Origin of the sequence: Streptomyces sp. NPDC006208 (assembly GCF_040613775.1) — a bacterium.
In the GTDB taxonomy this organism is placed as follows: domain Bacteria; phylum Actinomycetota; class Actinomycetes; order Streptomycetales; family Streptomycetaceae; genus Streptomyces.
Genome location: NZ_JBEXSW010000006.1, coordinates 206736 through 226036, shown reverse-complemented (window position 1 = coordinate 226036; position 19301 = coordinate 206736). Strand labels below are relative to the sequence as shown.

The following is a 19301-nucleotide window of genomic DNA, read 5'->3' as shown; positions in this document are numbered from 1 at the left end:
CTTCGTTCAGAAAATCTCCTGAATGTACAACTCACCTGGGAAATTACGCAAATTCCCCACCCCCCCCTCCCCTCCACCACCCCCCACCACGACTCAGCGGCTACTCGCCGAGGAAGGTCTCGAGGTCGCGGACGATCGCTGCCTTCGGCTTGGCACCGACGATGGTCTTCGCGACCTCACCGTTCTGGTACACGTTCAGCGTCGGGATGGACATGACGCCGTACTTGGCGGCGGTGGCCGGGTTCTCGTCGATGTTGAGCTTTACGATCTCGATCTTGTCGCCATGCTCAGCCGCGATCGCTTCGAGAGAGGGAGCGATCTGGCGGCACGGACCGCACCAGGCAGCCCAGAAGTCCACCAGCACGGGCTTGTCGCTCTTGAGGACGTCCTCCTCGAAGGAGTCGTCAGTCACATTCTTCAGGGCGCCGGCCACGGCGACCTCCTTAGCTCTGCGGGGTGTGTGGGGTGGGGTGCGGGGGTCAGACCACGGGGGTCTTCTCGGGCTCCGCGGCCTTCTCGCTGTCCGAGAGCGCAGAGAGGAAGCGCTCAGCGTCCAGTGCGGCGGAGCACCCGGTGCCGGCGGCGGTGATGGCCTGGCGGTAGGTGTGGTCGACGACATCGCCCGCGCCGAAGACACCCGTCAGATTGGTGCGCGTGGACGGCGCATCGACCTTCAGGTAGCCCTCGTCGTCCAGCTCGAGCTGGCCCTTGAACAGCTCGGTCCGAGGGTCGTGGCCCACAGCGATGAACAGCCCCGTCACCGCGAGTTCGGAGGTCTCGGCCGTCTTGGTGTTACGAAGGGTGAGGCCGGAGAGCTTCTGCTCGCCGTGGATCTCGGCGACTTCACTGTTCCAGGCGAAGGAGATCTTGGGATCGGCGAAGGCGCGGTCCTGCATGGCCTTTGAGGCGCGCAGCGTGTCACGGCGGTGGACGATGGTGACCGACTTGGCGAAGCGCGAGAGGAAGGTGGCCTCCTCCATCGCCGTGTCACCGCCACCGATGACGGCGATGTCCTGGTCCTTGAAGAAGAACCCGTCACATGTGGCACACCAGGAGACGCCGCGTCCGGAGAGTGCGTCCTCGTTCGGCAGGCCCAGCTTTCGGTGCTGGGAACCGGTGGTGATGATGACGGCCTTCGCGCGGTGGACGGTACCGGCCGTGTCGGTCACGGTCTTGATCTCGCCGGCGAGGTCGACGGACACGACATCGTCCGGGACGAGCTCGGCACCGAAGCGCTCCGCCTGGGCACGCATGTTGTCCATCAGATCGGGACCCATGATGCCGTCGCGGAAGCCGGGGAAGTTCTCCACCTCGGTCGTGTTCATCAGCGCGCCACCGGCGGTCACTGCTCCCTCGAACACCAGCGGCTGCAACGATGCGCGCGCGGTGTAGAGGGCGGCTGTGTAGCCCGCGGGCCCGGAGCCGATGATGATCACATTACGGACGTCGCTCACGGGTTATTTCCTCGTCTCTGCAGACTGCCTACTGCCTACGGGGCCGGTTCAAGGACTCTCACCCCACCCAACGGATCCTACGGGGCTTGCATTCCCGAGGTGTCAGAGCGGCACAGGCGACATATCAGTGGCGAGGGTAGGTCTGCGTCAGCAGAAGCTTTCCTGTGGAGGCCGGCTGGGCATCGACACAGGCGGCGTCGACGACATAAGCCTGGACCCGGGAGCTGTCGGTGGAGTGTGGCATCACCACGAGGTAGGCCCTGACGCCTTCGAATATGCCTCGCTCAACGGCGATGGGGGCATCAGAGCGTCCGGTGCCCTGCTGGATACACGCGGGAGCCCTCGCGATCGCAGTGGCCTTGGGAGTCACCGTGGACGCACCCAGATCCTCCGAGGGCCCCTTCTCCATCCGCGGCTCGGCCTGTGCCGGTCCGGCCGTGAGCAGCGCCTCCACGCGCTGCTCGAGTGCCGCGCCGGTGAAGACCTGCCCGTCGCCTGCCCCGGCGCTGACGCTGGCCTTCCGTGCGGTCTCCGACGCACTCTCCGAGGAGTCATGAGTGGACTGCAAGAACATGACGCTCACACCTACTGCAGCGGCGCTGAAGACAGCTCCGAGGACCACGGTGCGGCGGCGTCGTGTTCGACGGCTCCGGCGGCCGGGGCCAGTGGCCGCATGAGAGTGACCGGCAGGCCGACCGGCCGGTGCAGGCTCGGCTGAACGAGTCGACGACTCTGTTTCACGTGAAACATGCGCGCTGTCGTCCGGAGCGGTTGCGTCCAGGAGTGCCTCGGCGGCCAGAGCGGCATCGATCCGCTCCGCGACATCGGCCGGCATCCCTTGGGCTCCGGGCAGCGTGCCGAGCAGCCCACGGACTTCCTCGAGCGAAGCTCGCACGTCCGCGCACAGGGGGCAGTCGTTCAGGTGGTCTTGCACGTCGGCAGTACGGGAGGGGGACAGTAGTCCTTCGGTGAGGTCGGAGATTTCCGAGACGTCCGGGTGCCGAGTCGTATCGGTCGTGGATGTCACGCGCGCCCACCTCCGCCCTTCACTGCCGCAGGGTCATTGGGCCCTGTCTCTTTCGACCCCGACGCCGGTGGGACGGATGTCCCCGGCGTCCGGTTCCTTCCCTTGCTGACCTCGGCGTTACCCCCGCCGTCACGACGAAGATGGGTGAGCAAGGGCAGCAGCCGCGCCCGACCGCGCGCGCACCGGCTCTTGATGGTGCCCGTCGGTACATCGAGCACACGTGCCGCCTCGGCCACGGGATAGCCCTGCATATCCACCAGCACCAGAGCGGCGCGCTGGTCCACAGGGAGCGTCGCCAGCGCCGCCAAGAGCTCGCGGTGGAGGTCCTGGCGCTCTGCCGGCGCCTCGGCAGACTCGTGGGGCTCCAGCAGCTGCTCCAGGCGCTCCGTGTCGTCGACAGGCGAGGTCTTGCGCGAGGCTGCTTTGCGCGCCCGGTCCAGGCAGGCGTTCACGGTGATGCGGTGCAGCCACGTGGTGACCGCAGACTGACCCCGGAAGGTGTGGGCGGCGCGGAACGCCGACACAAGGGCGTCCTGGACCGCGTCAGCGGCCTCCTCGCGGTCTCCCAGGGTCCGCAGAGCGACGGCCCAGAGCCTGTCCCGGTGGCGCCGTACCAGCTCACCGAAGGCATTCGGATCCCCCGCGACATGCCGCTCCAGGAGATCCTGGTCGCTGATGTCGCCGAGTGTCGCGTCATCCAACGGTGAGCCCCCTCCCGCGTACTGTCAGCTGGTGATCTTGATTTCCGAGATCTTGCCGCGGAAGTCACTGCCCTCGGCCGGCGGCAGGTTGGTCAGCCAGACCAGAACGTACCGCGCCTCGACCGGCTTCCCGGGCTTCAGGGACACATTCGTGCCGGTGCCTTCGGCGACCTTGGTGAAGCCGTCGGGGGTCGTGGGCTCGGCCGCGGCATCCGCAGGTGCCGTCCGCAGCTCCACCGAGGTGTTTCCACCGAGGAAGGAGACGTCCACTGACCCGACCTGCTGGGATTTACCGAGGTCCACGATGATGCCGACACCGGACTTCAGCCGACCGAAGTCCGCGCTGAAGTAGCTCTTGGTGTTCCAGAACGTCGTGGGGTCGCCGTCGTAGCTGTTCCTTATCGCTGCCGGGTTCTCGGAGCCGTCGCTGCCGAACGGGTCGAAGTCGTGAGCACCGACGATGGTGATCGGTTTGCCCGACTCCACCTCCGGATTCTTCTCTTCGGGCTTCGTCTGGGTGGTGCCGCCCGGCTTGACCTTTTCCTTGTCGCGGTCGATCAGCTTGTCGGCGATCTGCCAGCTGCCGAGGCCCAGCGCGGCGATGAGCAGCGCGGCGACGGTCCACTTCAGGGCCTTGCCGGTGCGGCTCTCCAGAGGCGCCGGCGGGGCCGCCGGCATCGCCTTGGTGACGGTCGCGCCCGGGCGCGCTGCGGGGCGGCCGTACGTGCCCTGCTGATAGGTGGTGCGCTGGTACTCGGGCGGTGAGGTGAAGGCCGGCTCCGGCGGGCGGATGCGCGGCATCGCGGCGACGGCCTTGGCCAGCTCGTCGGGTGTGGTGCACGCCGGTTCCTGGCGGGAGGCTGTGGCACCGTCGTTGACCAGAGCACGCATGGCGAGCTCGGAGAGCCCACGGTGCACGCCGGCTCGCACCTGGTCGGGGGCGATCAGACCGACGCCCTTGGGCAGGCCCGGCAGGCCGTACGCGTCGTTCTCGTACGGCCAGCGCTGTGTCAGCGCGGCGTACAGCAGAGCACCGATCGCCTCGGTGTCCGTGCGATGCGGGAGATCGGCGGAGATGCCGCGCAGGGCGGCGTTCACCGCCAGGCCACGGATCCGGTACTGCCCGGTCGACGTCCGCAGCACCGCGCTGGGGGTGAGTCGGAGGTGGGCAAGCCCTTCACGATGGGCCGCGGCCATGGCCTGGGAGATCTGATCGACGAGCATGTAGGCGTCGTGCGGCTCAAAGGGTCCTGCGGCGAGCAGCGCGGTGAGCTCGACGGCGTCCGGGAGCCACTCGTGCACGACATAGACGAGGTCGTTCTCCTCGACTGCGTCCAGCACCTGGACGAAGCGGGGGTCGCCGAGCAGCGCGGAAGAACGCGCCGCCGCGAGGACGGAACGGGCCCGGGGGTGGTCGGCAGGGAGGATATGGACGCCGACAGCGCGCCGCAGTTTCTCGTCGACTGCACGCCAACTGCTGAAACCGTCCAGACGGGTGACGCACTCCTCGAGGCGGTAGCGTCTGGCGAGCTTATGACCGCTGTGCAGTTCGGGCGCCGAGATGGAGGGTTCGCCACCCTGCCGCTCGGCATCCGGGTCCGGTGCGGTCTTCTCTGCCGCGTTCTGGGATTCCGCCGCCCCGTCGGTCGTGGCCTTGCCCGCCTGCGCGGTCAGCGGGTCGTCTCCGCTGTTGTCGGCCACGTCGACGGCAGCCGTGCTACGTTCCGCCACCGTCGTTCCTGCCTCCCCATCCGTTGCGCCATATCCAACAGCCATGCCAATTGTGCCCACAGTCCGACGCTATGCACGACACGCGGGGTCCGACGATGGTTGTGCGGACCCCGCAGATCAGCGTCCCAGTCGTCCGCGGACCATACCGACCATGGCGTTGAGTTCTTCGATGCGCATCCGCTTCGCGGCGAAGAGGAAGACGCCCAGCAGTGCGATTCCACCGACGACCAGCGCAGCCAGTGAACCGGCAGCGCCGCTGCCGAGCACCTTCATCACACCGAAGGCGATCGCACCGGCGACGGCAGCTGCGGGCACCGAGGCCATGGACAGCCGCGCGTAGGTCCGCATGACGTGAGCGCCGTCCAGATCGCCGCCCAGACGGTTCTTGAGGCGTCGCCAGGCGATGCCTACGCCGACGGCGTAGGCGAGGCCGTACGAGGCCGCCATGCCGACGACGGCCCAGCGTGCCGGCAGCACCGCGTAGCACACCGCTGAGGCGCCGGCATTGACGCCGGCGACAATCACCGTGTTGTAGAAGGGGGTTCGGGTGTCCTCATAGGCGTAGAAACCGCGCAGCACGACGTACTGCACCGAGTAGGGAATGAGCCCGAGCCCGAAGGCCATGAGGATGAAGCCCATGCCCTTCGCGCCTTCGAGGCCGCTGGAGGCGAACAGCAGCGTGGACATCGGGACGCCCAGCGCGAAGAAGGCGAAGGCGACCGGGACGATCGCGACCGCCGAGTTGCGCAGGCCTTGGGAGATGTCGTCACGCACGGCGCCCGGATCGTTGTCGTGCGCGGCGCGCGAGATACGCGGCAGCAGAGCGGCCATGACCGACACGGTGATGATCGCCTGCGGCATGCCCCAGATCAGCTGCGCGTTGGCGTAGGCGATGAAGCCCGCACCCTCTCTGCCGGACGCCGCGCCTGCCGCGGTGGCCAACTGGGTGACCACGAGCACTCCCGCCTGGTTGGCGAGAACGAACAGGACGGTCCACTTCGCCAGCTTCACGGTCTTGCCGAGGCCGTGGCCCTTCCAGTCGAAGCGCGGACGGAAGCGGAAGCCGGTCTCGCGCAGGTAGGGGATCATCGCGAGTGCCTGCACGACCAGGCCGAGCAGTGTGCCGATGCCGAGCAGGCGGACGCCCTCCGGCGGGATCGTCTGGACTCCCATCTGGGACTCGGCGGCGGTGCCGTACACCCAGATGAACAGACCGAACGTGGTGATCATGACGATGTTGTTGAGGACCGGGGTCCACATCATCGCGCCGAACTTCCCACGGGCATTGAGGATCTGCCCCATGACGACATGTACGCCCATGAAGAAGATCGTGGGCAGGCAGTAGCGTGCGAACGTGACGGCGACGCTGTTGGCCGCCTGATCGTTCGCAATCGTGTCCGACATCAGCCGGATCAGGAATGGAGCCGCGAACACGGCGGCGGCCACGATGACGCCGAGTGCCACCATGACGAGGGTGAGCAGACGGTTGGCGTATGCCTCGCCGCCGTCCTCGTCGTTCTTCATGGCGCGCACCAGCTGCGGCACGAAGACCGAGTTGAGACCACCGCCGACGGTCAGGATGTAGATCATCGTCGGCAGGGTGTACGCGATGGTGAACACGTCACCGAGGAGGGCGGCACCGAGAGCCGCCGTGATCACCAGGCTCCGTACAAAACCGGTGAGGCGGGACACGAGGGTGCCGGCTGCCATCACCGCACTGGATTTCAACAGGCCGGACGCACGTCCGGCCGGCTTCTTGGGCGCCGGAGGCGCAGGCGCCGGCTCAGGCTCGGGAGCCGGGGCGCCCGATGCCTGCTGGTCGCGGAAGAGGTGGGCGAAGGCATCGGGTTCCGGCTTCTCGTCGGAGGCCTGGGTGACCAGATCGTCCACGCCTGTGAACTGGGTGGTTCTGGCGTCGTCGCCGTACGGCAGCCTGCGGGAGGGGCCGTCGTCGGGCTCGGGGGGCGGAGTCTGTGCCCAGATCCGCGGGTCGGGCGCGTAGGGCGACGCCGGCGGCTGCTGGTACAGCGGTTGCGGCTCCTGGTAGGTGCCGGGAGGCGGCGGGGGGTGCGCCGAGCGGTCGTAGACCGCCTCGGCAATCGGATCCTGAGCGGCGAGATCCTGCGCCTGGAAGGGGTCGTGGGCGTAGGCGTCCTGGACATAGGGGTCCTGGGTGTACGGATCCGGGGCGGGCTGCGACGGCGGCACCTGGCCCCCACCCGCGCCCTGACCACGGTCACCGTCGTACGGCGCGTTCATCGCTACCCCACCTCATCGTCCCCGGCCAACCGGCCACGACATCGCTCAATGGTCCACTTTCTCACCAGCGCCGGACGGGTCGCCGCTTTCCGGTCGGGTGTCCGGTGTCAGGTCACTCGCCTGCCCGGGATCCGGACGGTCGATGTCACCTTCAGCGCCTGATACGGCTTCTTCGCCCGCCGAAGCGGCTTCGCGCGCCGCTGCGCGCTTGCGCTGGGTGTACATCCTGACGCCGGCGAGGACAAGGAGCAGGACACCGCCCGCGAGGACGAGCATCACGGTCGGGGTGATCTCGGACACCTTCAAGGTGAAGGCCATCGGCCGGCCGTACGGTTTGCCGTCCTCGGTGTACAGCTGGGCGGTCATCTGGACCTGGCCGTTGGCATTGGCTTCGGCCGGGAACTTCACCGTCTGGCTGTGGCCGCCCTCGACCGTGATCGGCTGCTCGGCGGCACCCTTGTCTCCGTCGAGGTTGAGGCGTGTGGGATTCTCCGACGTCAGCCGCAGCACCAGGTGATCGATTCCCTGGACCAGCTTGTTCTGCACCGTGACCGGGATGGTCGCGCTGCGCCCGGACAGGGTCACATCCGACTTCTCGATCAGTCGCACTTCGCCGGTGAGGCTGTGCAGATAGTTCCGCACGATCCGGCGGTACTCGTGGGCCGGTGCCGGCGTGCCGCGCCACGACACGGACAGTTCACGGTCGATCGCTCGGCCGAAGGGAGTCTCCACCCGGTCGGCAAGAGTGAGGATGACCTTGAACTTGTCGAGGGTGTCCTGGGTGGCCTTGATGTCCTGGAAGGTCTCCACCGGCAGTTCCTGCTTGCGCAGGGCGGCGGGGTAGCGGGCGGAGCCGGGCACCTGGGTGTTGGCGTCGGCGTCCGGCTTGGCGTCCGCGGCGGCCTCGAGGTCGAGCGGCTGCGTCCAGCGCCGGGTGTCGAGGGCCCGCAGCGCCTGGGCCATGGACTGGGCCTGGGCGGTCGTCGGCGTGCGCTGAGGGGCGACCACGATGCTGCGCTGATTGTTCGGCTGCTGGTGGGTCAGCGCCAGCGTCTGGGCGAGAAACTCCTGAACCGCCAGGGTCGAGTCACCGGCGTCGGTCATATCGCGCTGGAAGGCGGTGGAGAGCCGCGAATCGGCCACGACCGCCGTGGTACCTCCACCGATCGGGCGGGCCGCGGTCGGCGTGTAGTGCAGGTTGTCCTGGAGGCTGTCGCTACGGGCGATGACCTTGTCCGCACCGGCCGAGGTGGCCACGTCGACGATCGACGAGTCGATCTGGCCTTCCACCGGCCAGGCGAAGTCGATGGACGGCTTCACATGAAGCACGGTCTCCACCGTCGTCTCGGCAACCTCGGTGGCGGGCTGCAGATGGCTGAGGGAGCCCGACACGCCCTTGCCGCGGTGGGCGAGTGAGGCGAGGTCGGGGTCGGCGAACGGCAGGGCGACGACCTTGCGACCCTGTACGGCACCTTCGAGTGCGCTCAGCCAGCGCTTGGCCACTGCCTGGTTGTCTTTGCTGCCGGCGACTGTGGTGTTTCCGCTCTTGACCCGGTAGTTCCGCGTCATGGCGTCGACGGTCGCCAGGAGGTCGGGGTCGATGACCCAGGTGACGGGCAGATCGCGGCCAAGAGCAACCATCTGCTCGAGCCGGCCGCCGGGAGCGAGCTCCGCGGCCAGGGTCTCGTCCTCGAAAACGGGCGTCTGCTGTTCGTCCGAACCGGTCTCCGCCGTGAGATGTGTGGAGGAGATCAGCGGCCAGAGGTAGGTGAAGCGGGTCTTCTCCTGTGTGGCCTCCGGCTGCCAGGGCAGGAAGGTGCGCTCGATGCCCAGCACCTGGTCGAACTGCGCGCTCGCGGTCCGACCGGTCAGGGAAACGCCGAGCTGGTAGACGCCGCCGTCCTCGTCGAGGTCGAGCTTGTCGGCGGGGACCGAGAGAGTGAAGTCCTGGCTGATCCCGGAAGCGAGCTTCGGGATCTCCACCGAGTACCTGTCGTCGATCGCGGGAGCGTCGACTCCCGGGAGGTAGCCGGTCCGGTCGGCCGCGCTGTCGATCTCGGTCCTGCCGAGCAGCTTGGGTCCCACGCCCAGATCGATGTGGGCGTCCGTGACGGGCTGCTTGCCGTTGTTGACCACCGTGCCGGAGATGGTGATCGTGTCGCTCTTCCCGGGCGCGGTCGGCGTAAGGGTGTCAAGAGACACATCGACCGTACGGGAGCCGGTGGCGTCTTCGGCGGCATACGCCGTCGGTGCGACGGGCACCCAGAGCAGCCCGGCCAGGAGCGGAGCGCCGATGATCAGGGAGGCTGTGCGACGCAGCCACCGGCGCACAGGAGAAGTACTCATCCCCTGGAAGTCTGCCGCCTCGGCCACGTGCTCGCCCGTCCCTCGTCGATTGCTGTCGCTGGTCGTTCTCTGGTTCTTGCGTCCACGCATGGTAACGAGGTGCGCTGTGCCGAAGTGCCGTGGTGTGCCCCACAAGATCGGAAGCGATGTGAGGGCCGCCATAAACGAGGACGCTCCGGTCGGCCCGGGCACGTACCCTGTTCTGTTGTGCCGAACGCCAATGATGACAACCCCACTGCCCTGAGCCAGGTGCAGCACCGCGCAGTGAGTGAACTGCTGCGGGTGTCCCCTGTCGCCGACGACCTTGCACGCCGATTCCAGGAGGCCGGGTTCAGCCTTGCCCTGGTGGGTGGCTCTGTTCGTGATGCGTTGCTCGGGCGGCTCGGCAACGACCTCGATTTTACGACGGCCGCCCGTCCGGAAGATGTCCTGAAGATCGTCCGCCCCTGGGCGGATTCGGTGTGGGACGTCGGCATCGCTTTCGGCACGGTCGGGGCCCAGAAGGACGGCCTTGTCGGGGATGCCGTGCAGCGCTTTCAGATCGAGGTGACGACGTACCGCTCGGAGGCGTACGACCGGACTTCGCGCAAGCCCGAGGTCTCCTACGGCGACTCGATCGAAGAGGACCTGGTACGGCGCGACTTCACGGTGAATGCCATGGCCGTGGCGCTGCCGGAGAAGGAGTTCATCGATCCGCACAACGGCTTGGACGATCTTGCTGCGCGTGTTCTGCGAACTCCCGGCACGCCCGAGGAGTCCTTCTCCGACGACCCGCTGCGCATGATGCGAGCCGCCAGATTTGCCGCGCAGCTCGACTTCGAGGTGGCGCCCGAGGTGGTTGCCGCCATGAAGGCGATGGCGGAGCGCATAGAGATCGTCTCCGCCGAACGGGTACGTGACGAGCTCAACAAGCTGCTGCTCTCGGCAAACCCTCGTAAGGGCCTGGGGCTGCTCGTGGACACCGGCCTCGCTGACCATGTGCTCCCAGAGCTGCCGGCTCTGCGACTGGAGAGTGATGAGCACCACCGGCACAAGGACGTCTACGAGCACTCACTGACGGTGCTTGACCAGGCCATCGACCTGGAGGACGACGGGCCGGATCTGGTGCTGAGGCTGGCGGCACTGCTCCATGACATCGGCAAGCCCCGGACGCGACGTTTCGAGAAGGACGGCAGGGTCTCCTTCCATCACCACGAAGTGGTGGGCGCGAAGATGACCAAGAAGCGGTTGGCCGCACTCAAGTACTCCAACGAGATGGTCAAGGACGTCTCACGGCTCGTGGAGCTGCATCTGCGCTTCCATGGCTACGGGACAGGGGAATGGACGGACTCCGCGGTGCGGCGGTACGTCCGTGACGCCGGGCCGTTGCTGACCCGACTGCACAAGCTGACCCGGTCGGACTGCACCACGCGGAACAAGCGGAAGGCGGGCGCGCTCGCGCGGGCGTATGACGGGCTGGAGCTGCGTATCGCGCAGCTCCAGGAACAGGAGGAGCTGGATGCCATCAGGCCCGACCTGAACGGCAACCAGATCCAGGAGATTCTCGGTATCGGCCCCGGCCCCACGGTCGGCAAGGCCTATGCCTACCTGCTGGAGCTGCGCCTGGAGAACGGCCCGATGGAGCATGACGCAGCCGTGGCGGCGCTGAAGGAGTGGTGGGCCGCCCAGGGCTGATGCGAGGCGATGCGATGTTTCACGTGAAACATCGCGTCGGATCCATGGGGAGGGAACCGAGACGGTGTCGAGGGTGATGTTTCACGTGAAACATCACCCTCGGTGCTTCCCGGGGTCAGCGCCAGCGTGCGAGAGCGGTAGCGATTGCCGCATAGATCAGCGAGACCACGACAATCAGGGGGACCGACCGCCCGTCTGGCGGCAGCATCAGAGCGGCAATGGCCGCGGCGCCCACGAAGGCGACATTGAACAGAACGTCGTAGAGGGAGAAGATCCGTCCTCGGAAGGCGTCGTCCACGGACGTCTGCACCACGGTGTCTGTGGCGATCTTCGAGCCCTGGGTGATGAGTCCCAGCACGAACGCCGCGACCAGCATGGGCGCCGGGGCGAAGGGCAGCCCCAGTGCCGGTACGAGAACCGCCGCGGATGCCGCACAGGTGAGCATCCAGCCGGACCGGCCGAGCCGCTCGATCGCCCATGGGGACACCACAGCCGCTGCGAAGAAGCCTGCGCCCGAGACGGCAACGGCGAGACCGAGCAGGGCCAGGCCCTCCGACTCGGTATCCGACCAGGAGTAGCGGCAGAGCATGAGAACCATCACGGTCAGCGCGCCGTAGCAGAAACGCAGCAGCGTCATCGCGATCAGCGCATGAGCTGCGGGCAGGCGCTCTGTCAGATGCCGAAGCCCGCTCACCAGGCCACGCGCTGTGGAGGCGATAGCAGCTCCGAGCCGGGGCTGAACGAGCTCCGGGTCGGGTCCGAGCAGGTTCTTTCCCATGCGCAGTGAGGCAAGTGCGGAACAGAGATAGAGCGCGGCGCCGACCAGCATGACCGCCGCATCGGAGTCCGCAGCCACAAGTCGCACCACAAAGGCGAGCCCGCCGCCTGCGGTCGCGGCGAGCGTCCCGGCCGTCGGGGAGAGGGAGTTGGCCACGACCAGTCGTTCGGGGTCGACCACTCGTGGCAGGGCCGCAGAGAGCCCGGCCAGTACGAAGCGGTTGACCCCGGTGACGGACAGCGCGGAGACGTAGAGGAGCCAGTCAGGTACGGAGGCGAGGATCAGGAGCGCCGTGCAGCACGCGAGCAGGGCGCGCAGCAGATTGCCGTAAAGGAATACCTGGCGGCGTTGCCAGCGGTCGAGCAGAACGCCGGCAAAGGGTCCGATCACCGAGTACGGCAGGAGTAGCACGGCCATGGCGGAGGCGATCGCGGCCGCCGACGTCTCCTTCTCCGGAGAGAAGACCACGTACGTGGCGAGCGCCACCTGATAGACACCGTCGGCCGCCTGGGACAGCAGCCGGACCGTCAGCAGCCGACGAAAGTCGGTCAGGCGCAGGAGTACGCGCAGATCACGTACGACAGGCATGCGAGCAAGGGTCACACACGCGGAGGGTCCCCGGGTGGATTACCCGGGGACCCTCCGCGTGTGTGCTCGACGCAGCCGGACGCTTAGCGCTCGACCTCGCCCTTGATGAACTTCTCGACGTTGGCGAAGGCCTCGTCGTCGAAGTACTGAACCGGCGGGGACTTCATGAAGTACGAGGACGCGGAGAGGATCGGGCCACCGATGCCCCGGTCCTTGGCGATCTTCGCGGCACGCAGGGCGTCGATGATGACACCGGCGGAGTTCGGGGAGTCCCAGACCTCGAGCTTGTACTCCAGGTTCAGCGGGACGTCACCGAAGGCACGGCCCTCGAGGCGTACATACGCCCACTTGCGGTCGTCCAGCCAGGCCACATAGTCCGACGGACCGATGTGGACGTTCTTCTCGCCCAGCTCACGGTCGGGGATCTGCGAGGTGACGGCCTGCGTCTTCGAGATCTTCTTGGACTCGAGGCGGTCGCGCTCCAGCATGTTCTTGAAGTCCATGTTGCCGCCGACGTTGAGCTGCATGGTGCGCTCAAGACGGACACCGCGGTCCTCGAACAGCTTCGCCATCACGCGGTGCGTGATGGTGGCGCCGACCTGCGACTTGATGTCGTCGCCGACGATCGGGACACCGGCCTCGGTGAACTTGTCCGCCCACTCCTTGGTGCCGGCGATGAAGACCGGGAGAGCGTTGACGAACGCGACCTTGGCGTCGATGGCGCACTGCGCGTAGAACTTCGCAGCGTCCTCGGAACCGACGGGCAGGTAGCAGACCAGGACGTCGACCTGCTTGTCCTTGAGGGTCTGGACGATGTCGACCGGCGCCTCGGTGGACTCCTCGATGGTCTGGCGGTAGTACTTGCCCAGGCCGTCGAGGGTGTGGCCGCGCTGCACGGTGACGCCGGTGTTCGGCACGTCGCAGATCTTGATGGTGTTGTTCTCGCTGGCGCCGATGGCGTCCGCCAGGTCGAGGCCGACCTTCTTGGCGTCCACGTCGAAGGCGGCCACGAACTCCACGTCACCGACGTGGTAATCGCCGAACTGCACGTGCATCAGACCCGGCACCTTGCCGGCCGGGTCGGCGTCCTTGTAGTACTCGACGCCCTGCACCAGCGAGGCGGCGCAGTTACCCACGCCGACGATGGCTACGCGAACCGAACCCATTCCGGTTGCTCCCTGTGTGTTCTCGGTTTTCCGGATGAAACCCTGCGGTGCGCAAGGTCTCACTTGGCGGTGTCCTCGGACGGATCCGGCGGGGTGGGGCCTTCCGGAGGTGTCCCTCCCGAAGACGCGGCACCCGTGTGCCGGGGCAGGCCGCCCGTCTCTCCAGATGTGTTGTCCTGCTGAGCGGCGCTCTCGGGGGAGGGTCGTCTCTGATCCCGCCCCGCCCGCTCGCTCTCGATGAGCTCGTTCAGCCAGCGCACTTCGCGCTCCACGGACTCCATGCCGTGCCGCTGCAGCTCAAGCGTGTAGTCGTCGAGGCGCTCGCGAGTCCGGGCCAAAGAGGCGCGCATCTTCTCCAGGCGCTCCTCCAGCCGACTGCGCCGGCCTTCGAGCACGCGCATCCGCACGTCGCGCTCCGTCTGCCCGAAGAAGGCGAAACGGGCTGCGAAATGCTCATCCTCCCAGGTGTCGGGGCCGGTCTGCGAGAGCAGCTCTTCGAAGTGCTCCTTACCTTCCGCCGTCAACCGGTAGACGATCTTGGCGCGTCGCCCCGCCAGTGATGCGGCGAGGGCATCCTCCGGAGCACTTCCCGGTTCCTCGATCAACCAGCCGTTGCTGACCAGCGTCTTGAGGCATGGGTAGAGGGTCCCGTAGCTGAAGGCCCGGAAGATCCCCAGCGAGGTGTTGAGCCGCTTGCGCAGCTCGTATCCGTGCATGGGGGCTTCACGGAGCAGACCGAGCACGGCGAACTCGAGGATGCCGGAGCGCCTGCTCATCGTCGCCTCCTCGCCGGGCCGGTCATGTATGTCGCTCTGATGTGTCGTGCTGATGTATCGAGTCGATACATCAGCACGATAGAGCGATGTAACCCGTGCGACAAGTGGGGTCATCGTGAGCGGCGTCACATCGCCAATTCCCACCAGGCAAAATGCCTGATTTGGGGTGAATTTCAAGGCTAGGCGGGTTTTGGCCGTGCGTAGTCTGTGCGGCATGCAGACCGCCGGGAACCATGTGACGCCCTCAGGCGTCCTCGCCGTGGATGCACAGCGGATGAGCTCTTCACCCAGCTCATCCGTAACCATTTCGGGGGGACCGGAACTCAACTGCCGCTTCCAGGCGTCTCGCCTGCCCGAGGAGTAGTCGTTCGATGAGCGAGCACCGTCGCAAACCGCCGCAGCCCCAGGGCGGCGGACGCGCCGCGGCCCGGCGCGCCCCACAGCAGCCTTCGGGGCGGCGCGCAGCCCCGTCCAGGGGCACCGCGTCAGCCTCCCCTTCCTCGTCCTATGACGACGAGCGCACTTACGGCGGCCGGGCAGAAGCCCGGCGTGCCGCCCAGCGCGGTGGTCGCCGCCGCGTGGACGAAGCCGCCGGCGCCGGTCAGGGAGGCCGGGCGGGAGGCGGCCGACGCGGTGGCGGCGGAGGGGGTCACGAAGGTCCCGGCCGTGGCCGGGGCGGCCGCCCCGGCAAGAAGCGGCTGATCGACTACCCGCGGCACAACAAGTACGGATGGCGCCGCTGGGTGCCCTCGTGGAAGTTGGTCACCGGGCTCTGCCTGGCCTTCCTGGGATCCCTGATGACCGCCGCCACGATTGCCTACGCCATGGTCGGCGTTCCGAAGGAGGGCGACTTCGCCAAGGCGCAGAACAACGTCTACTACTGGGACGACGAGTCACAGATGGCTGCGACCGGTGGTGAGGTGAACCGTCAGATCATCCCCATCGAACAGATCCCACTGGACATGCAGAACGCCGTCATCTCGGCGGAGAACAAGACGTTCAAGACCGACTCCGGCATCGATCCCATGGGAATCGGTCGTGCCCTGTTCAACATGGCCAAGGGTGAGCAGACCCAGGGTGGTTCCACCATCACCCAGCAGTTCGTCAAGAACGCGGTTCTCGAGGACCAGGACCAGAGCCTGAGCCGTAAGTTCAAGGAACTGTTCATCTCCATCAAGGCCGGGGCGGAGATGGACAAAGACGACATCATGCGGGGCTATCTCAATACCTCGTACTACGGCCGTGGCGCGTACGGCATCCAGGCGGCTGCCCGCACGTACTACAACAAGGACGCGAAGGAACTCGACGCGAGCGAGTGCGCCGTTCTCGCCTCGCTGCTCAAAGGCGCGACGTACTACGACCCGGCGGGCGCCGAAGCGATCGACGCGGCGGCGACCCCGGAGGCCAACAGAGAGCGGGCCGAGAAGCGCTGGCGCTGGATCCTCGACGAGATGGTCAAGGACGAGCACCTGACGGCTGCGGAGCGGAGCAAGTTCCAAGAGTTCCCGATGCCCGATCCGCCCCGTAAGAACGCCCAGCTGGGCGGCCAGGTCGGATACCTCGTGGACCTCGCCAAGGCCTATGTCGTCAACAACACCGACATCACGCCGGAGCAGCTCTCCAAGGGCGGCTACGAGATCCACACGACCTTCAACAAGAACAAGGTCCGCGCGCTCGAGAAGGCCGTGAACAAGGTTCGGGACAAGAACATCAAGCCCAAGCTGCGTCCGAAGAAGGACACTCACGTCCAGTTCGGCGGGGCGTCGGTCGAGCCGGGGACCGGCAAGATCGTGGCGATCTACGGCGGCGCGGACGCGACGAAGCACTTCACCAACAACGCCGACACGACCGGTGCCCAGGTCGGTTCGACGTTCAAGCCGTTCGTCCTCGCAGCGGCGATGCGCGACGGCGTTCGCGACCCCGATGGCGGCGAAGAGCAGGCCCTCGCAGAGCGCACCATCGTGGACCCGGACAAGAGCCGCTACAGCGGCAAGAACAAGCTCAAGATCAAGAACTGGGACGGTTCCATCTGGGCCGACGAGTCCGGCAAGGAGTGGCTCCAGCGCAACGACGGCGACAGGTCGTACGGCAACATCGATCTGCGTGAAGCCATGATCCACTCCGCCAACTCGCCCTTCGTCCAGCTGGGTATGGATGTCGGCATTCCGCAGGTCAGGCAGGCAGCCGTGGACGCGGGTCTGCTCGAGGGCAGCCTGGCCAAGGGGAACGTCCCGTCGTTCTCGATCGGCACCTCCTCCCCCAGCGCCATCCGCATGGCCGGCGCGTATGCGACCTTCGCGGCCAATGGCGAGCAGTACGCCCCGTATTCGGTCAGCAAGATCGAAAAGGGCAACGTGCCGGTCTACCAGCATGAGGGGGACGGCAAGCAGGCCTTCTCCAAGGCGGTCGCGACCAATGTGACCGACGTCCTGCGGGATGTGGTCGAGGATCCCGAGGGCACGGGTAACAACGCCGCCATCCCCGGTCGCCAGGTCGCCGGCAAGACCGGTACGACCGACGGCAACAAGTCGGCCTGGTTCGTGGGCTACACGCCGCAGCTGTCGACCGCCATCGACATGTACCGGCTCGACGACAACGAGAAGAGCGAGAAGCCGCGCGAGTTCCTCGAGATGTTCGGCACGGGTGGACAGGCCAAGATCCACGGTTCGTCGTTCCCGTCCGAGATCTGGCAGACCTACATGTCGGATGCGCTCGAGAACGCGAAGGTGCTGGAGTTCGACGAGCCCGAGCCCATCGACGGCGAGGCCGTCTGGGGCGGCGGCGCGGTCAGCCCGTCGCCGACACCGAGCGATACGCCGTCCGAGACCCCGTCCGAGACCCCGTCCGAGACCCCGTCCGAGACGCCGTCGATCTCCCCCGGCCCGACCGAGTCGTGCAACCCGTGGGAGGACTGGACCTGCACCGACGGCGGCACCAGCACCGGCACGGACCAGGGTGGTGTGAACGGCGGGCCGACCGTCAGCCCGTCCACCTCGCCGACGGACGGCGGAGGCAGGAACGGCGGAGGGAACGGCAACGGAGGGAACGGCGGCGAGTTCATCGGCGGCGCGGACGGTACCGGTTAGCCTCGGCCGTCCAGGTACCACCACGCGGGCCGCCACCCCCGGAACATCGGGGGGTGGCGGCCCGCGCCGCAGTCCCCACCCCGTACGGCAGGATGTGCAGCATGCCCAGCGCAGAAGAGACGAGCGTGTACGAGGACCGTGCCGAGGTGCGCCCCACGCGGCACGACAGGATCGCCGCGGCCGGCAGCGAGCTGATCGGCGGTGCCGCCGGCCGCTGGGCGCTGCGCGGCGCCCATGGCTGGCTCACGCCCGTACGGGTCATCGCTCTGGTGGCCATCGGCATGTTCGCGCTCGGCATGGTGCAGAAGTGGCCCTGCTACAACTGGGCCTGGTTCCGCGGAACCAGCTCGCAGTACACCCACGCGTGCTACTCCGACATCCCGCACCTGTACGTGGGGCGCGGCTTCTCGGAAGGCAGTATTCCGTACTTCGACCGGCTGCCCGGCGACATGGAGTACCTCGAGTACCCCGTCCTGACCGGCCTGTTCATGCAGCTTGCCTCGTGGGTCAACGACCTTGCCTCCTGGCTCGGTCTCGTCGACGACGGCATTCAGCAGCAACAGCTGTACTGGATGGTCAACGCCGGCATGCTGCTGATCTGCGCCGCGATCGTGGCCGTCTGTGTGACCCGCACCCACCGCCACCGCCCCTGGGACGCACTGCTCGTCGCCCTGGCACCTGCCTTCGCGCTCACCGCCACCATCAACTGGGACCTGCTGGCCGTGGCCCTCACTGCCGCGGCCATGCTGATGTGGTCCCGCGGCAGAGTGGTCGCGTTCGGCATCCTCATCGGGCTGGCCACCGCGGCCAAGCTCTATCCCGCATTCCTCCTCGTGGCACTGCTGCCGCTGTGCTGGCGCGCAGGCAAGTGGCGGGAATTCATCACCGCGTCGATCGCTGCCGCGAGTGCCTGGCTGATCGTCAACCTCCCGGTGATGCTGTTCGCGCCGGAGGGGTGGAAGAAGTTCTACACCTTCAGCGAGGAGCGGACGATCGACTTCGGCTCGATCTGGCTGATCATCACTCAGCGCACCGGCATCCAGATCGAGGTCCCCGCGGTCAACACGTACGCCTCGCTCCTGGTGATCGCGGCCATCCTCGTCGTCTGCGTACTCACGCTGACCGCCCCGCGGCGGCCCCGCTTCGCCCAGCTGGCGTTCCTGCTCGTGGCGGCGTTCATCCTCACCAACAAGGTCTACTCGCCGCAGTACGTGCTGTGGCTGATTCCGCTCGCCGCGCTGGCCCGGCCCCGCTGGCGGGACTTCCTGATCTGGCAGGCCTGCGAGGTGATGTACTTCCTGGGCATCTGGATGTACCTCGCCTTCACCACCAGCCCGAAGCACCAGGGGCTGCCGACCGAGGGCTACCAGGTCGCCATCGCTCTGCATCTGCTCGGCACGCTGTACCTGTGCGCGGTGATCGTGCGCGACATCTTCATGCCCGAGAAGGACGACGTACGCCAGGACGGCACGGACGACCCTGCGGGCGGGGTGCTGGACGGAGCTCCGGACGTGTTCGTCCTGGGGCACGCCGCCCATCCGCCGAAGCACGCGGCGCACGCTGTGGAGGGCACACGCGTCGAATGGGGGGCCCATCTCCGCAGCGGCCCGGAGACTGGCCCCCGGGTGGCGTCCTAGCCCCGGTGCAGGCCCTGCGCCGGGCCTCGCGCAGGGAGACACGTACGCCGCCCCGCGGCAGGGGACGTACGCCGGGCC

The 19301-nt window shown here is 67.3% G+C and carries 13 protein-coding genes; 3 read left to right on the top strand and 10 right to left on the bottom strand.

Translation table 11 applies throughout. From position 1 onward, the window contains the following. Positions 1-100: 100 nt before the first annotated feature. From trxA to ABZ208_RS06885, 7 genes are all read right to left on the bottom strand, one after another. Positions 101-433 (bottom strand): thioredoxin, encoded by a 333-nt coding sequence (gene trxA / locus ABZ208_RS06915; RefSeq protein ID WP_328398806.1) that lies wholly within the window; start codon positions 431-433, stop codon positions 101-103. 46 nt (positions 434-479) lie between these two features. Then, the gene (gene trxB, locus ABZ208_RS06910) at positions 480-1454 is read right to left on the bottom strand and encodes a thioredoxin-disulfide reductase (RefSeq protein WP_356908499.1); all 975 of its coding nucleotides are present in this window, start codon (positions 1452-1454) and stop codon (positions 480-482) included. A 124-nt stretch (positions 1455-1578) separates the two neighbouring features. Then, complete coding sequence (locus tag ABZ208_RS06905) at positions 1579-2028, bottom strand: hypothetical protein (RefSeq protein WP_356908498.1); 450 nt, start codon at positions 2026-2028, stop codon at positions 1579-1581. A gap of 449 nt (positions 2029-2477) precedes the next feature. Then, complete coding sequence (gene sigM / locus ABZ208_RS06900; protein WP_356908497.1) at positions 2478-3182, bottom strand: RNA polymerase sigma factor SigM; 705 nt, start codon at positions 3180-3182, stop codon at positions 2478-2480. A gap of 24 nt (positions 3183-3206) precedes the next feature. Beyond that, positions 3207-4913 (bottom strand): protein kinase family protein, encoded by a 1707-nt coding sequence (locus ABZ208_RS06895; RefSeq protein ID WP_356908496.1) that lies wholly within the window; start codon positions 4911-4913, stop codon positions 3207-3209. A gap of 117 nt (positions 4914-5030) precedes the next feature. Next, the gene (murJ, locus tag ABZ208_RS06890) at positions 5031-7172 is read right to left on the bottom strand and encodes a murein biosynthesis integral membrane protein MurJ (protein ID WP_356908495.1); all 2142 of its coding nucleotides are present in this window, start codon (positions 7170-7172) and stop codon (positions 5031-5033) included. A 45-nt stretch (positions 7173-7217) separates the two neighbouring features. Beyond that, a complete protein-coding gene (locus tag ABZ208_RS06885; RefSeq protein WP_356908494.1) occupies positions 7218-9545 on the bottom strand; it encodes a DUF6049 family protein in 2328 nt (775 codons plus the stop codon). A gap of 180 nt (positions 9546-9725) precedes the next feature. On the opposite strand from ABZ208_RS06885, the gene ABZ208_RS06880 reads away from it, so the two are divergent. Further along, complete coding sequence (locus ABZ208_RS06880; protein ID WP_356908493.1) at positions 9726-11192, top strand: CCA tRNA nucleotidyltransferase; 1467 nt, start codon at positions 9726-9728, stop codon at positions 11190-11192. 115 nt (positions 11193-11307) lie between these two features. On the opposite strand, the gene ABZ208_RS06875 is transcribed toward ABZ208_RS06880, so the two are convergent. The 3 genes from ABZ208_RS06875 to ABZ208_RS06865 all read right to left on the bottom strand — a co-directional run bounded on the left by ABZ208_RS06875 (position 11308) and on the right by ABZ208_RS06865 (position 14500). Further along, positions 11308-12558, bottom strand: coding sequence for an MFS transporter (locus ABZ208_RS06875; RefSeq protein ID WP_356908492.1), 1251 nt, complete (start codon positions 12556-12558; stop codon positions 11308-11310). 83 nt (positions 12559-12641) lie between these two features. Continuing rightward, positions 12642-13724, bottom strand: a complete 1083-nt coding sequence (locus tag ABZ208_RS06870; protein WP_356908491.1) for an inositol-3-phosphate synthase — start codon at positions 13722-13724, stop codon at positions 12642-12644. Positions 13725-13783: 59 nt separating this feature from the next. Continuing rightward, positions 13784-14500, bottom strand: coding sequence for a PadR family transcriptional regulator (locus ABZ208_RS06865; RefSeq protein ID WP_328398826.1), 717 nt, complete (start codon positions 14498-14500; stop codon positions 13784-13786). 371 nt (positions 14501-14871) lie between these two features. On the opposite strand from ABZ208_RS06865, the gene ABZ208_RS06860 reads away from it, so the two are divergent. Together ABZ208_RS06860 and ABZ208_RS06855 are read left to right on the top strand one after the other, a co-directional pair. Then, on the top strand, positions 14872-17586 hold the full coding sequence (locus tag ABZ208_RS06860) for a transglycosylase domain-containing protein (RefSeq protein ID WP_356908490.1): 2715 nt from the start codon (positions 14872-14874) through the stop codon (positions 17584-17586). A gap of 101 nt (positions 17587-17687) precedes the next feature. Then, positions 17688-19223: a glycosyltransferase 87 family protein gene (locus ABZ208_RS06855; RefSeq protein ID WP_356908489.1), complete on the top strand. Its 1536-nt coding sequence runs from the start codon at positions 17688-17690 to the stop codon at positions 19221-19223. Positions 19224-19301 lie beyond the last annotated feature (78 nt).

Bases quoted from the DNA above. Each gene is read 5' to 3' on its own strand.
- ABZ208_RS06905 (WP_356908498.1), bottom strand. From the start codon at position 2,028: ATGTTCTTGCAGTCCACTCATGACTCCTCGGAGAGTGCGTCGGAGACC.
- murJ (WP_356908495.1), bottom strand. From the start codon at position 7,172: ATGAACGCGCCGTACGACGGTGACCGTGGTCAGGGCGCGGGTGGGGGC.
- ABZ208_RS06875 (WP_356908492.1), bottom strand. From the start codon at position 12,558: ATGCCTGTCGTACGTGATCTGCGCGTACTCCTGCGCCTGACCGACTTT.
- ABZ208_RS06870 (WP_356908491.1), bottom strand. From the start codon at position 13,724: ATGGGTTCGGTTCGCGTAGCCATCGTCGGCGTGGGTAACTGCGCCGCC.
- ABZ208_RS06865 (WP_328398826.1), bottom strand. From the start codon at position 14,500: ATGAGCAGGCGCTCCGGCATCCTCGAGTTCGCCGTGCTCGGTCTGCTC.
- ABZ208_RS06860 (WP_356908490.1), top strand. From the start codon at position 14,872: ATGAGCGAGCACCGTCGCAAACCGCCGCAGCCCCAGGGCGGCGGACGC.
- ABZ208_RS06855 (WP_356908489.1), top strand. From the start codon at position 17,688: ATGCCCAGCGCAGAAGAGACGAGCGTGTACGAGGACCGTGCCGAGGTG.